Source organism: Thalassobacillus sp. CUG 92003, assembly GCF_013618635.1.
Classification (GTDB): Bacteria; Bacillota; Bacilli; order Bacillales; family Halobacillaceae; genus CUG-92003.
The window spans coordinates 321,042-336,150 of the sequence record NZ_JABLSJ010000001.1; the positions used below are offsets into that span (position 1 = coordinate 321,042).

Genomic DNA, 15,109 nt, shown 5'->3' on the forward strand with positions numbered 1-15,109 from the left:
GGGGAGATCATTGGACGAACAAGCGTATCAATTATTTGATCAGCAGCAAAAGAATCGTGGCATTAATATGGAAGATGTTAAGGAAAAGCTGAAAAACTTGAAAATTGAAACCCCGTCCTGGGGGTACGGTGATTCTGGTACTCGTTTCAATGTTTTCCATGAGGAAGGTGTCCCCACGGATGCCTACGGAAAAATAGCCGAAGCTTCGCGTGTTCATCAACTGACGGGGGCAGCTCCTGCAGTTGCGCTCCACATCCCATGGGACCAGGTGGATAATTTTACAGCATTGAAACACTATGCTCAGGATCAAGGAGTTACGATCGGGGCGATTAATCCTAACTTGTTTCAAGACGATGATTATAAGCTTGGCAGTTTAACGCATCACGATGAAAAGGTGCGGAATAATGCAGTAACGCATATGCTCTCATGTATTGATATTGCAAGAGAAGTAGATTCCAAAGCAATCAGTTTATGGCTGGCAGATGGAACGAACTACCCCGGGCAGGGTGATTTCCGCAAACGTAAGCAATGGCTGCAATCATCGTTGGAAAAAGTGTACGGGGAACTAGACTCCGATATGCGTTTATTAATTGAATATAAGTTTTTTGAACCTGCCTTTTACCATACCGACTTGCCGGATTGGGGCATGGCCTATGATTATGCTAACAAGTTGGGGAATCAAGCGGATGTACTGGTGGACACAGGCCACCATCCGCAAGGAACGAACATTGAACATATCGTAAGTTATCTATTAGATGAAAAAAAGCTAGGCGGTTTTCATTTTAATAATCGAAAATACGCCGATGATGATTTAATGGTTGGTGCGATCAATCCATATGAAATCTTTCTCACATTCTATCAAATCAGCGATGTCCTTTACGAAAATGATTTGGGGAAACGTTCAAAAGCAGAAGACATTATTTATATGCTCGACCAAGCCCATAATATTGAAGCGAAAACCCCGGCTATTATTCAATCGATCCTGAACGTGCAACGCCTCTTTGCAAAATCCCTGCTGATTAATCGGGAAGAAGTGGCTTACCACCAAAACCGGGGAAATGTCCTTCAGGCGGAGCGTGCGGTGCGGGGGGCTTTTGAACTGGATGTCACACCTCTCTTGCATGCGATGCGGGAAGAACAAGGACTCCCCGTTGACCCATTCGAGGCTTATATGCACAGACATGAAGCTGTGACTGAAAGTAAAGGTGGATCGAAACGGTGAAACAGGCAGTATTGGCGTATGACTTAGGGGCCAGCGGAGGTAAAGCATTTGCAGGGTGTATTGAGAATGGTCGCCTAAAATCTGAAGAGGTTCTGCGGTTTCCCAATCTGCCTGTGCGGATCAATGGGCAGCTCTATTGGAATATTCTTTCCCTTTACGAGAATGTGAAAGCAGGAATCCAAGCAATCTATCATACCCATGGATACGATGTTATCAGTATCGGCATCGATAGTTGGGCGGTTGATTTTGGCCTGCTGGATAAGAAGGGCGAGCTTGTCCGTAACCCCTATCATTATCGAAACGCAATTTTTGCAGAAGGATTTTCGACGCTGTTTGAGGTCTTAACTCGTCAGGAGATCTATATGAAAACCGGTATTCAATGCATGCCTATTAATACGTCGGTACAATTGCATGCTCTGGTTAAGGAGAGACGCGTTGAATTCGACCAACTTCGTGATGTGTTGATGATCCCTGATTTATTGCGTTACTTTTTAACAGGTGAGAAGCAGACAGAGTTCACCAATGCTACTACCACCCAGCTCATAAATGTGACGACGAAAACGTGGGATGAGGAGATCTTATCCAGCATCGGGGTGCCTCGGCAAATATTTCAGCCTGTCATCCCGCCTGGAACTCATGTAGGCACTTTACAAGCAGAGGTAGCTAAAGAGCTGAATGTGCCCGCTTTTAGTGTGACGACGGTGGCTGAGCATGACACGGCCTCCGCAGTCGTTGCTGTTCCGACAAAGGAAGAGGACTTTGCCTATATTTCGTCAGGCACATGGTCGTTGCTTGGAACGGAAATAAAGGTACCTATTGTAAATGATGAATCCATGGCCATTAACTTTACGAACGAGGGAGGCTACAAGGATACGTATCGGTTTATAAAAAATATCATGGGCCTTTGGATTATTCAGCAATGCAAAGCATTTTGGGAAAAAGACAGGAATTCGATTGCTTATGACGAATTGAATCAATGGGTGGAACAGGCTTCAATCCGTAATGTATGGATTGATCCGGATGCCCCTGTCTTTTTACAACCAGATGATATGCCCGAAAAAATTAAGCAGTACTGCCGAGATACTGAACAAACTGTGCCAAACACACACGGCGACATTTTGTTCGTTGTGTTAGAGAGTCTCGCACTTAAATATGCGTATTATCTCAATAAAATGGAGCGTTTGACCGGTAAGCACTATGATAAGCTGCATATGGTCGGGGGCGGTATTCAGAATCATTTGCTCTGTCAATTTACGGCGAATGCGATTCGCCGACCAGTGGTAACCGGCCCACAGGAGGCGAGTGCATTCGGCAATATCATCGTCCAATTAATAACGAATGGAAAAATTGAAAACCTCCGTGAGGGAAGACGGATGCTGAGCGAAAGTATAACGCTCCAGGAATACGTACCAAACAAGAATGAAGAATGGGAAGCGACCTATCACCAGTTTCTGGAACGATTGCATTTATGAGAAGGAGGGGACTCCAACTTTCACATGAATAAGGGAGTTGGAGTTCTTTTGCTGAGGCAGGGAGGTGACAATTTTGCACGTATCATTATTTATTACGTGTGTGTGCGATACATTTTATCCAAACGTCGGAAAAGATACCGTCGAAGTGCTCGAGGATTTGGGGTGTGAGGTCGATTTTCCTGAACAGCAGACATGCTGCGGCCAGCCCGCTTATAACAGCGGTTACGTGTCGGATGCGAAGCAAGGCATGAAACACATGATGGACGCGTTCGCTCAATCGAACTACGTGGTCGGACCCTCAGGGTCGTGTGTCGCGATGCTGCGTGAGTATGCCCATATTTTTAAAGACGATCCGGAATGGAAATGCAAGGCCACTGAACTTGCAGAGAAAACGTATGAGTTGAGTGAATTTATCGTCGATGTCCTTGGCGTTGAGGATGTGGCGGCCGTATTTCCTGGCACTGCGACCTATCATTCTTCCTGTCACATGACCCGCCTGCTTGGTATCAAGGAAGCACCGTTTACATTACTACAGCATGTCAAAGGGTTGACGATGGCGCCGCTTCCAGACGCTGAAGATTGTTGTGGGTTCGGCGGAACGTTTGCTGTGAAAAATGCTGCCATTTCTGAACAAATGGTCCAGGAAAAGTGCGCCCATGTCCATGAAACTTCAGCCGATTATTTGATTGGCGCCGACATGGGGTGTCTGATGAATATCGACGGTCAATTAAGCCGCAGCGATTCGCCGGTTGAAGTGCTGCATATTGCTTCTGTTTTGAATCAACGCACGACGTAAAAGGAGGATAAAATCATGAGTATCAAACTAGGCGACTCTCCTTATCACAAACGTGTTCAAGAAGGCATTGACAATGATTTCATGCGAGGAGCAGTCTCGTCAGCTCAAGGCAGGTTCCGATCCGGCAAGGCCAAGGCGGAGGAAGACTTAGGGGATTGGGAAGCGTGGCGGAATCTTGGTGAAGAAATCCGGACCCATACCATCGAACATTTGGATTACTACCTCCATCAACTTAGTGAGCAAGTGTCCAAGCGGGGCGGCCACGTTTATTTTGCCACGGACGCCGACGATGCCAATCAATATGTCCAGGACGTCGTGCAGAAACAGGACAGTAAAAAAGTGGTCAAATCTAAATCGATGGTCACGGAAGAAATCGGCTTGAATGAGGCATTAGAACAGAGCGGATGTGATGTCGTGGAAACGGACTTAGGGGAGTGGATCCTGCAAGTTGACGAAGACCCGCCCTCCCATATTGTCACTCCCGCCCTTCATAAAAATAAAGAACAAATACGAGAAACCCTCCATACGAGAAAAGGCTACGACGAGACAGATGACCCGCAAGAAATGGCGCAATTTGCCCGGGAACAGCTGCGGAAAGAGTTCTTGTCTGCGGATATCGGCATCACAGGCTGTAATTTTGCCGTCGCTGAATCGGGAGCAGTGACGCTCGTGACGAATGAAGGAAACGCCCGTTTAGTCACGTCGCTCCCTAAAACACAAATTACTGTGATGGGAATGGAGCGTCTCGTCCCAACATGGGAAGAACTCGATGTGATGGTCAGTCTGCTAACCCGCGCCGCAGTCGGGCAAAAAATGACCAGCTATGTTACGTCTGTCATCGGCAGCAAGCTTGCTGATGAAATTGACGGACCCGAAGAATTCCATCTCGTGATTGTCGACAACGGCCGATCCAACATTCTCGGCACGGAATTTCAATCTGCCTTGCATTGTATTCGCTGTGCAGCGTGCATCAATGCCTGTCCCGTTTACCGGCATGTCGGGGGCCATTCCTATAATTCCATTTACCCCGGCCCGATCGGCGCTGTTCTTACACCCTTATTGGATGGCTACGAGGATCACAAAGACTTACCGTATGCCTCCTCGCTATGCGCAGCATGTACGGAAGCCTGTCCAGTCAAAATCCCGCTGCATGAACATTTGATCAGGCACCGTGAAATCATCGTCGAACGAGAAAAACAAACGCCCGCTTCCGAACGGTTGTTGATGAAAGGATTCGGGAAATGGTCTGCATCCCCGAAACTGTATAATTTCACAACCAGTATGGCGAAAAAAGTGCTGAAACCGTGGAGCGATAACGGAAAGCTCTCACATGGTCCAGGTCCTTTAAAAGCATGGACCCGTCAACGTGACTTTCCGGTACCAAGCAGCCAGTCTTTCCGTAATTGGTACAAACATCGGGATAAGGCGGAAAGGAGGAACATATGAGCATCCAGAATCGCGAATCGTTTTTAGCCAACCTCGCTTCGAATTTAGGACGCGACGTCCATGTTACCGATGTCGAACGACCTGTTTGGCAGCACAACCCGCAATCGCGTGTTCTTGCTGACCATTCCTTAGAGGAGTTGGTCCATGTGCTCGAACAACAGTGCGGCGTGATCCATACAACGTTTAAACGAACTTCGCAGGAAAAATTGCGTTATGTGTTACTTGAAACGATTCAGGAATATGGTGGGAAGCAAGTGCTCACCCAGCGCGATGAACGCTTCGAGCAATACGGGCTCGCCTCCTTACACGAGCACGACGACCTGGACGCGATGACATGGGACCCTCATGCGCCGGAAGCCAGCAAGCAATTTGCCGAACAAGCTGATGTCGGCGTGACCTTCAGTGATATCACCCTGGCCGAATCCGGCACCGTGGTCTTGCTCAATGACGAGGGAAACGGCCGCTCCATCAGCTTGCTACCCAGACACTACATCGCCATCATTCCGAAATCAACCATCGTTCCGCGCATGACGCAAGCTGCTCAGCATCTGCATCATTTACAGGAGGGCGAGCAAGTACCCTCATGCGTCAGCTTTATCACTGGGCCAAGCAATAGTGCCGATATCGAAATGAATCTGATTGTTGGTGTTCATGGTCCGGTTGCGGTAACGTATCTAATAGTCGATTAAATAAGGTAAAATCCCTCGGCCGAGGGATTTTTTCATTTTAGGAAGATCTTTTTGTGGGTGCGTGCGCGATGATATCGTCGCTGGCGCATTTATCATCGCTTCGAGCCAAAATATCGTCGTTTCGCCTGAATTTATCGTCGCACCGCGCGCGAATATCGTCGCTGGCGCATTTATCATCGTTCCGAGCCGAACTATCGTCGTTTCGCCTGAATTTATCGTCGCACCGCGCGCGAATATCGTCGCTCGATCATTTATCATCGTTCCGAGCCGAAATGTCGTCGGTCCACCAGGATTTATCGTCGCTCGGCGCACCCTTATCGTCGCTGGCGCATTTATCATCGTTTAGATCCGAATTATCGTCGTCCCGCCAGGATTTATCGTCGCTCTGCCCACCAATATCATCGCTCCGCACACCATTACCGTCACACCAATCAATCCCCCTCTTACTGAATACACAGGCGTATGCGTAAATTTTTCCAGAGGCGTTTACTTTTTTGCAATCAGTTATGAAAAAATTCAGAATGTAAGCGGATTCATAAATCGTTCGAACTACTTTATACTATTACCAAAGGAGGTGATGGAATGAACGAGCGAAGGCGGCAGATGATTCATACGATTTTAGATGGTCGAGAGGAATTGCGGTTGAAGGAGTTTCAGGATTTATTTTTGGTGAGTGAACGGACGCTTCGTTATGATTTGGAGCATGTGGCGTCTTGGCTTGAGGATTATGGACTGGAGTTAGTGCATCAGACGGGGCAGGGGGTTTGGAAATTGGCGGAGGTCCCGGAGGCGCCGGTGATGAAGCGGATTTTCCAGGCGTTGAATGCTGATGGGCGTGCGGTATCTGGTAAAGAGCGTTATTTGTTGATCATTCATGAGCTCGTGATGCATGAAAAGTGGTTGACGCTCCGTGATATTGCGGATGAGATTGAGGTCAGCAAGGCGACGGTTCTTCAGCATATGGATGATGTGGAACAGTGGCTTGGGATGTTCAAATTGACGCTCGAACGGGGGAACCGGGGATTTGGTATTCATGGTTCGGAGCGTAATAAACGTCTGGCGTTGCTCTCGGTGATGGATGCGCTTGAAAGTGTGTGGGAGACGACGAATCCGATGCCGTTTTTGAATTGGGGGCATCTGTCTATCCGGGATCTTGACGTTTTATCTGAATGGACGGCGAGGTGGAATCATGCGGAGACGTTAGCGCTTCCATCGCTATTTCGGCTTTTGGCCTTGCAGCTGGAACGGTTTCGAGCAGGGTGTTTGCTTGAGCCTCTTGAATCGATGGAACCTGTCGATCATGCGGGATTCAATGAACTTTGGTCGCATATCGGGCAACACGATTTATTGGCTGAACTTGCAGCGGATGACGGTGAACAAGCATTTGCCTGGGCTTATCTTCGTGCCATTGAGGGGCTGACATCGTTACAGCCTGACACGTTACCTGCAGATTTTCAGGCATTTCTTGTGGAGATGGACAACCGGATTGGCTTTCAGGCGGTGCCTGAGCAGGAGCGGCTTGAATTGCTTGAGGAGTGGGAAAAGCTGAAGTGGATTATTCAAGCGGATATCTATTTTACCCATCCATTAGCGGAAACCATGGAATCGCAATATTCATTTTTACTTTATCATGCGTGGGAAGCCGTGATGGACCAAATGCCGGAGGGGCATAAACTGAGTGTTCAGCAAATTATTCCGATGGTGATCCGCTTGGCTTCCATTTACGAAACGTCTTCTCATGAAAATGAACGGTATCAAGTGTGGGTCGTGTGTCCGCGCGGGGTAGCGACAAGTCGGTTGTTGACAGCGACACTGCGGAAACATTTGCCGCAAATTCAGGTGAAGCGGACGCTGGCCATGACGGAATTATCGAAAGTCGAGGAGTGGGAGACGCCGGATTTTATCATTTCCACGGTCACGCTTCCGGAGAGCCCTTATCCTTCTGTAACCGTCAAGCCAATTTTGACACAGGAAGAATTGCAGAAATTACAAAATTTCTTAACCAACTCCGATCACTTGCCCAAGCATCGGAATCGGGCGACTTTGCCTTCCTCGGTGCATTCCTTGATCCTTCCCGAAAGGATTGCGGTTTATGAAGGGGGCGAGACGCATACGTTGTCAGACATCATTGAAGCAGGGGTCGATTTACTGGAACAAGGCGGGCTCATCTCGACGGCGTACAAAACGTCCTTAGTTGACTCGATAATCAATGATGAGCATTTATTTGAAGTCATCCCGGGTGTCTTGTTTCCCCACACACGTTCGCCGCATGTGAAAAAACCGGGATTTAGTCTGGTGCAATTAAAAGAACCGCTTCATCATCATGATCGTTATTCGCAGGCTGTACTTTTCATGGTGACGCCTGATGACAAGGCTCATCTTCCCCAGCTGCAATATTTGCATCAACTATTAATGGAGCCACAGCAAGCAGAAAAAATTCGAGACTGGTCATTGCTGCACGAGTCGGGAACGAGGAGGTCAACATGAGTAACGCCATATTTAATGAAGCGTCAGTGCAATGGAAGAGATCGGCAGAGGATTGGCAAGAAGCCGTTCGAGTGAGTGCCGGCCCTTTGTTGCAACAAGGGAAAATCACAGATGATTACGTTCAAGCCATGATCACCAATATTATTGAATTAGGTCCTTATATTATTATCGCGCCGGATGTAGCCCTGCCTCATGCTCGACCTGAGCAAGGCGTGAATGAAAAGGGCATTGCCATCACGGTCTTTCAACAGCCTGTTCAGTTCGGCGAGCAGAGCGTGCGTATTCTGATTTGTTTAGCTGCTTCCGATAAGGAAACGCATCTAAACTTATTGCAAATCATCTCTTCATGGATTGGAGAAGATGGTTTGAGTCAAAGCATGATCGCTACAGAATCACGGGATGAATTGATCCATCTGTTAAAAAACTACTTTATTGAAGGAGAGGAAATATAATGAAAATACTTGCCGTATGCGGAATGGGCTTTGGGTCCAGCTTAATGTTGAAAATGACGATAGAACGTGTGATTAACAAGCAGGGGATTACCGCGGACGTGGAATCAGCCGACCTTGGCACAGCTGAAGGAATGGGAGCTGATCTCATTTTGACCAACAATGAATTTGTATCCCAGCTTGAAGGCGGGAAATCAGTTGTAAAAGCAGTGAAGAATGTGGCCAGCGAGGATGAAGTGGCCGAAGCGATTCAAGCATTTTTAGACGAACAATAAATAAATTGAGAGAGGAGTGAGGGAACGATGGGATTTTTTGAATTCTTAATGAATGAGATTTTGAGTTTGCCAGAAGTGCTCGTTGGTTTGATGGTGTTGATTGGATTGCTCCTGCAACGGGCGCGCGTTGAAAAAGTGTTTTCTGGCACATTGAAAAGCATCATCGGCTTTGTGATTCTCGGGGCAGGTGCCAGTGTTGTCGTCGGGTCCCTGGATTCATTAGGCGGCATTATCCAGGATCGTTTTGACATCCAGGGGGTCATTCCGAACAACGAAGCGATTGTCGCGTTGGCCCAGCAGACGCTGGGGTCGGAAACGGCCTTGATTATGGGCTTTGGTTTTGTCGCTAATATTTTATTTGCGCGTTTCACCCCGATGAAGTATATCTTTTTAACAGGTCATCATACTTTTTTCATGGCGGCTTTGCTATCAGCTGTATTGAGTGCAGCAGGCATGGGCGGTGCCCCGCTCGTTATTTTAGGCTCAGTTATCCTTGGCTTTGTCATGGTGCTGATGCCAGCGATTGGACAGCCATTCATGCGGCAAATTACCGAAGGAGATGACATTGCGATCGGTCACTTCGGTACATTCGGTTATGTATCATCAGGTCTTGTCGGTAAGGCGATTGGAAATAAAGAAAAATCGACAGAATCTATCAAAATTCCACAACAATGGTCATTCTTACGCGATTCATTGATCTCCACAGCATTAACGATGATTGTTATGTTTGTGTTCCTTGTCCTCGTAGCCGGACCTAGTGTGGTTTCCGAATACGCTGGTGATCAGAACTACATCATGTTCGGGATCATGCAGGGTATCACATTCGCCGCAGGCTTCAGCATCATCATGGCCGGTGTTCGTATGATCTTGACTGAAATCGTACCCGCTTTCCGTGGCATTGCCGAAAAGTTAGTGCCGGGCGCTAAGCCAGCTTTGGACGTACCCATTATCTACCCTTATGCGCCAACTGCGGTATTGATCGGGTTCCTTGCCAGCTTTGTCGGCGGGTTGATCAGTATGTTCTTCCTTGGAATTTTCTCACTCGCGTTGATTATCCCCGGTCTTGTGCCTCACTTTTTCACGGGCGCAGGCGCAGGTGTTTTCGGTAATGCGACAGGCGGTAGAATCGGTGCGGCAGTCGGCGGCTTTACCAACGGGGTCATCATCAGTTTCGTGCCGGCCTTTTTGCTGCCTGTACTTGGCAACCTAGGCTTTGAAAATACGACATTTGGTGATTCTGACTTTGGCATCATCGGTATATTGCTCGGCCTTCTTGCTGATTTATTTTCATAAATAAAAGGAGCTGACTGACATGGACCAACTCATCATGCACGCAGCAGGTATCAGAAAAGGCGTTATTGAAACCGTTTACCAGCAAAAACAAGGACATGTCGGGGGCCCCTTGTCAGCGGCAGACATTCTTTCCGTGCTTTATTTTGACATTATGACGATTAAACCTGAGGACCCTGACTGGCCGGAACGCGATCGGTTTGTTTTATCGAAAGGCCACTCTGCCATTGGACTGTATGTCACGCTTGCTTTGCGCGGTTATTTTCCTTACGCCGAACTGGCGACATTCGATGCGCTGCATTCAAGGCTCCAAGCCCACCCTGATATGACGAAGCTTCCCGGTCTGGATATGTCCACCGGGTCGCTCGGTCAAGGGATTTCGTCCGGCGTTGGTATGGCATTAGCGGCCAAACGGCAAAACAAAGCGTATAAGACGTATGTATTGTTGGGAGATGGTGAAAGCCAGGAAGGTCAAGTGTGGGAAGCTGCCCGCGTTGCCGAGCGCTACCAGCTTGGTAATCTAGTTGTCATCGTTGATGCTAACAATCTCCAACAATACGGATGGCAGTCGGACGATAAAAACGGCCGGGACACACCGGATTCAAATCACGGGGCCAAATGGAAAGCATTCGGCTGGAATGTGAGCGAAGTCGACGGCCACGATATTTCGGCGCTTAAGGAAACGCTGCAGCATATCACCTCTGCCCCTGATGGAAAACCGAAAGCGGTGATTGCTCATACGGTTAAAGGGAAAGGGGTCAGTTTTATGGAAGGTAATTTCAAATGGCATTCAAACGTGCCGACAGATGAGGAATTCGAACATGCCATGTCAGAATTGGAGGAGGTGTGAACCATGGGAACAACTGCATCTAAAAGCATGCGCAATGTCTTTGGCGAAACGCTGACAGAATTGACACAACAGGATGCACGGACAGTCGCTTTAGATGGGGACCTGGGCAACTCGACGCGTCTCGCGTTTGTAGAAAAAGAGAACCCATCCGCATTTCTGCAAATGGGTATTGCTGAGCAGAATATGGTGGGGGTCGCTGCTGGTTTAGCTTCCTGCGGCCAAATTCCCTGGGTGTGTAGCTTTGGCGCGTTCATTTCCCGGCGGGCTTATGATCAAATCGTCGTTAGTGTCGATCAGCCGTCCCTGAATGTGAAACTGGTCGGGTCCTATAGCGGCTTATTGACAAGCAACACCGGCAAAACCCATCATTCGTTCGAAGATATCGCCATGATGACACTGCTCCCGAACATGGTGGTGCTGTCGCCAGGGGATGCGTTGGAAGCGCGTCAGGCGATGGAAGCAATGCAGCGTTATGACGGGCCCGTCTATTTGCGTCTATCACGGGATGAAACGCTTGACATTTTACCAGGCTCAGACCGCAAATTTGCAATCGGAAAAAGTTATCAGCTTGCGAGCGGGCAGAATGTCGCCTGCCTCTCGACAGGTGCGATGACGCCGAGGGTATATGAGGCCGTTCAGAATTTACAAGAGGAAGGGGTTCATGTCACGCATCTTCATTTTCCAACGATTAAACCGTTGGATGAACAGGCCATTGTGGCAGCTGCCCGGCAACACGACCACCTGATTACGATCGAAGAGCACTTTGTAGCCCATGGATTTGGCGGGATGGTCAGTCGTGTCACCAGCCGTGATGAGCCCGTCCGCATGACGCGAATCGGAATCGAGGATGCGTACAGTCAGTGTGGCAAAGACCCCGAATTGCTGGACGAGCATGGCTTGAGTTCTGACGCCTTGACCGAACGCCTACGTACCATTTATGAACAGGTGAGTTCCTCATGATCAAAGCCATTGCACTGGATATGGACGGCACCCTGCTTAACGAGCATCATGACGTCACCCCAAAGCTGGAAACCTATCTGCATACGCTTCACCAACGAGGCATGAAGATTTTCCTGGCGACGGGTCGTTCCTTGAATGAAATCGACAGCGTACTCCCTCATGGACTCCCAATCGATGGCATGGTCGGCGCAAACGGCATGATCGTGCACGCTGAACGAAATGAAATTGTCGTCCAATCCGTACCAGGTACGCTCGTGAAAAAGCTCGTTCAGCAAGCACGGGATGTGGGCTTGTACTATGAAATCCATCCCCTGACCGAAAGCAGGTACGCCCTGGCGGAGGACTTGGAACGGCTGAAGTATGAGGTGGAAGAGCCGCGCGCTGCCACCGTTATGGATCACGAGTGGAAATCACGCATTGAAGCGTTCCGTTCGAAAATCGCCTGGAAAGATGGTGTCGATGAGCAGCAATCGATTATCAAGCTTTATTTTTTCAGCAAAGACCAGGATCGTATCACGCATTGGATTGAGACGCTGCAAGCGTGGCAACAAGAGGTCGATTTTACCATCTCCTCCTCGTCAGACCACAATGTTGAAGTCATGGCACCCGGCGTAAATAAAGCGACAGGCATCCAGCACTTGCTTGACTATTTTGACGTGGATCGGGACGAGCTTCTGGCTGTAGGTGATGGGGAAAATGATATGCCATTATTGGATATGGCTGCTGAAGCTGTCGTTATGAAAAACAGTTCGGATACGGTGAAGGAAGCTTATGATGTCGTGACGCCTTATTCTCATGCGGAAGACGGTCTTTATAAATATTTGCAGGCTCGATTTGAGTAGATAAATCCCTCCACGGAGGGATTTATTTCGTTTTGTGGTGTGGTTTTTCAGAGATGTGTTTACTGTCTTTTTTCGTACGTACTTCCTACATACATAAAGAAAATACGTTAAAATACCCAATTTTTGCACAACTTAAGTGAAAAGATTTGGTCTTCTTAAGACAAAAGTCATCTTTTATGCTGTAATTAAGCAATTGCTTTAGAGGAATGGTTCGAAAATGGAGGAGTTAGCATGCCATTAGGGCAACGTAGCACGGCCGTGCTTCAGTATTTACTGCAAAATACTTCTTATTCAACGGTAACGCAATTAGCTGAACACTTGAACGTGAGCAACAGGACCTTGTACAACGATTTGTCAGCGATTAACGATTGGTTGAGCGAACAAGGTTTCCAACAGCTGCAACAATCTACAGGTCGAGGAGTAAAGGTTCATAACGATGATCGCGAAACGTTGAAACGTGAGTTGCGCGACACTTATGAAAGTGATTATGTGTATGCGCATGAAGAGCGTGTCTTGATTATTTTCCTGTTTTTAAGCGCTCATCCCTATGAAAGATTCACGGTCAATCGATTTTGTGATGGGTTCAATGTAAGCCGGAATACAACATTGGATGATATTAAAGCTTTAAAAGCGTTGTTGAGTGACTATCAGTTAAGTTTGCATTTTAATCAAGCAGACGGCTATTTAATTAAAGGTGCAGAAAAAGAAAAAAGACGGGCCATGGTTTCCTTTATCAATAAATTCAATCAGGAAACGGCTCATGTGCATTGGAATGATCAATCGCATTTCCACCACACGTTTTCACCTATTCGTGAGGAGGAGTGGGATTGGCTGACTCAACAATTAATCGATTTGGAGACGAATATTGGGATCGAATTTACCGATGAGCTTCTGTATAGTCTGATCACACGTTTTTCATTTTTTATACGTCGTTTGCAATTAGGATGTACTGTGAAAATGGAACCTGTCGAACACGAAGTGATGAAAGGGACAGCGGAATACGAAGGCATTGCTGATTTTTTCGAAGCGGTAAAGGCATACTTTGCGTTTGAACATGCTCAGGAAGACGAGACCGTTTTCTTTGCTGCTCATTTATTAAGCGCCAGGGTGAACCATCTTGACATCCCGTCTTGGGGAGAAAAAGAATCCCAGCAATTAAAGCACGTTATTTATAAGATGATAGAAGAATTTGAGCAGTTGGCTCTAATTGAAATTAAAGACTATGAAAATCTAGCGAATAATATGTTGATTCATTTAAAACCTGCCTATTTCAGAATGGTTTATAACATTGAAGTGGATAACCAGCTTGTGACAAAAATTCGCGAAAATTATCCGGAAATTTTCAATTTGACGCGGCAAGTCGTTTTTCATTTTGAACGCTTGGTCGGGAAAAAAATTTCGCTTGATGAAGTGGCTTATATCGCCATGCATTTTGGCGGCTGGCTCCGAAAAGAGGGAATTGATCCCGATCAGCGGCGCTCTTTAGCCATCGTGTGTCCGAGTGGAATAGGAACGTCAAGGTTAATGGAGAATCAGTTGCAAGGCTTACTAACCGGAGTTGATATCGAAGGTGTTTATTCCTTGCGTGAGTACAAACGTTCTAAGATCAATGCGGATGTCATTGTTTCGACCATTCCATTGCCAGAGCGGGGCGTTCCGGTTATTGTGGCTCCTCCCATTTTAAGTGATCAAGAAAAAGTTCGGATTATTAAAGAAGTGAATCAGTTATTTCAGTCGACGATTCACGAGCAGCATGTTTTCCCCGAGATGCTAGACGTCATCAAGCGACATGCAACGGTTCATGATGAAGCCGCCTTGAAACGTGATTTAAAACAAATGGCCATTCCCGAGCCAAAAGAACTCAGCTCGGGTGGATCATCGTCGTTATCGGATATTTTACCGCTTTCCCGAACAGACATTATAGAACGTGTTCCTGATTGGCAATCGGCTGTAGAACATGCTTCGCAGGGGTTAATTCGCGATGGCATTGTAACGAGCCACTATGTACAATCCATGATTCAGTTAATTGAAGAAAAAGGGCCGTATGTCGTTATTTCGCCCGAAGTTGCCATCCCTCATGCGAAAAGTGAAGATGGGGTGCTCGGGCTAGGGATTAGTCTGTTGCTCCTTCGTCATTCAGTCAATTTAAAAGGAAAAAATGTTAAATTGTTCATTGTTTTAGCAACGCCCGATGAACAAAGTCATTTGAAGCCCTTAACCCAATTGACAGAAATGATGTCGGATCAGGCGGCCAAAACAGAAATCCTCCAGCAGGATGACAGAGAGCGACTGCATCACTTTATCGAGACATATTTTTCAGAAGAATAGGTG

At 47.4% G+C, this 15,109-nt stretch carries 14 protein-coding genes; 13 read left to right on the top strand and 1 reads right to left on the bottom strand.

Annotated features, from left to right (window positions below; translation table 11 throughout):
• Nucleotides 1-10 precede the first annotated feature (10 nt).
• From rhaI to HOP45_RS01495, 5 genes are all read left to right on the top strand, one after another.
• A complete protein-coding gene (gene rhaI / locus HOP45_RS01475; protein ID WP_255437436.1) occupies nt 11-1,222 on the top strand; it encodes an L-rhamnose isomerase in 1,212 nt (403 codons plus the stop codon).
• Complete coding sequence (locus HOP45_RS01480) at nt 1,219-2,694, top strand: rhamnulokinase (protein WP_181347100.1); 1,476 nt, start codon at nt 1,219-1,221, stop codon at nt 2,692-2,694. The genes rhaI and HOP45_RS01480 overlap by 4 nt, the downstream gene beginning before the upstream one ends.
• 73 nt (nt 2,695-2,767) lie before the next feature.
• Nucleotides 2,768-3,490 carry a (Fe-S)-binding protein gene (locus HOP45_RS01485; RefSeq protein WP_181347102.1) on the top strand — a complete coding sequence of 241 codons (723 nt, stop codon included), beginning with the start codon at nt 2,768-2,770 and terminating at the stop codon, nt 3,488-3,490.
• Nucleotides 3,491-3,505: 15 nt separating this feature from the next.
• Nucleotides 3,506-4,936, top strand: a complete 1,431-nt coding sequence (locus HOP45_RS01490) for a LutB/LldF family L-lactate oxidation iron-sulfur protein (RefSeq protein ID WP_181347104.1) — start codon at nt 3,506-3,508, stop codon at nt 4,934-4,936.
• Entirely contained in the window at nt 4,933-5,625 is a 693-nt protein-coding gene (locus HOP45_RS01495) for a LutC/YkgG family protein (RefSeq protein WP_181347105.1), read from the top strand. Before HOP45_RS01490 ends, HOP45_RS01495 begins: the two co-directional genes overlap by 4 nt.
• On the opposite strand, the gene HOP45_RS01500 is transcribed toward HOP45_RS01495, so the two are convergent.
• Nucleotides 5,611-5,964, bottom strand: coding sequence for a hypothetical protein (locus HOP45_RS01500; RefSeq protein WP_181347107.1), 354 nt, complete (start codon nt 5,962-5,964; stop codon nt 5,611-5,613). The genes HOP45_RS01495 and HOP45_RS01500 overlap by 15 nt on opposite strands.
• Nucleotides 5,965-6,207: 243 nt before the next feature.
• On the opposite strand from HOP45_RS01500, the gene HOP45_RS01505 reads away from it, so the two are divergent.
• The 8 genes from HOP45_RS01505 (at nt 6,208) to HOP45_RS01540 (ending at nt 15,106) form a co-directional block, all read left to right on the top strand.
• Nucleotides 6,208-8,112, top strand: coding sequence for a BglG family transcription antiterminator (locus HOP45_RS01505; protein ID WP_181347109.1), 1,905 nt, complete (start codon nt 6,208-6,210; stop codon nt 8,110-8,112).
• Complete coding sequence (locus tag HOP45_RS01510) at nt 8,109-8,564, top strand: PTS sugar transporter subunit IIA (RefSeq protein WP_181347111.1); 456 nt, start codon at nt 8,109-8,111, stop codon at nt 8,562-8,564. Before HOP45_RS01505 ends, HOP45_RS01510 begins: the two co-directional genes overlap by 4 nt.
• Nucleotides 8,564-8,836 carry a PTS sugar transporter subunit IIB gene (locus tag HOP45_RS01515; protein ID WP_181347113.1) on the top strand — a complete coding sequence of 91 codons (273 nt, stop codon included), beginning with the start codon at nt 8,564-8,566 and terminating at the stop codon, nt 8,834-8,836. The genes HOP45_RS01510 and HOP45_RS01515 overlap by 1 nt, the downstream gene beginning before the upstream one ends.
• 27 nt (nt 8,837-8,863) lie before the next feature.
• Nucleotides 8,864-10,129 carry a PTS ascorbate transporter subunit IIC gene (locus tag HOP45_RS01520; RefSeq protein WP_181347115.1) on the top strand — a complete coding sequence of 422 codons (1,266 nt, stop codon included), beginning with the start codon at nt 8,864-8,866 and terminating at the stop codon, nt 10,127-10,129.
• A 19-nt stretch (nt 10,130-10,148) separates the two neighbouring features.
• On the top strand, nt 10,149-10,976 hold the full coding sequence (locus HOP45_RS01525) for a transketolase (RefSeq protein WP_181347116.1): 828 nt from the start codon (nt 10,149-10,151) through the stop codon (nt 10,974-10,976).
• 3 nt (nt 10,977-10,979) lie between these two features.
• A complete protein-coding gene (locus HOP45_RS01530) occupies nt 10,980-11,936 on the top strand; it encodes a transketolase family protein (RefSeq protein WP_181347118.1) in 957 nt (318 codons plus the stop codon).
• The gene (locus HOP45_RS01535) at nt 11,933-12,778 is read left to right on the top strand and encodes a Cof-type HAD-IIB family hydrolase (protein ID WP_181347120.1); all 846 of its coding nucleotides are present in this window, start codon (nt 11,933-11,935) and stop codon (nt 12,776-12,778) included. The genes HOP45_RS01530 and HOP45_RS01535 overlap by 4 nt, the downstream gene beginning before the upstream one ends.
• 231 nt (nt 12,779-13,009) lie before the next feature.
• Nucleotides 13,010-15,106 (top strand): BglG family transcription antiterminator, encoded by a 2,097-nt coding sequence (locus tag HOP45_RS01540; RefSeq protein ID WP_181347121.1) that lies wholly within the window; start codon nt 13,010-13,012, stop codon nt 15,104-15,106.
• Nucleotides 15,107-15,109: the final 3 nt, after the last annotated feature.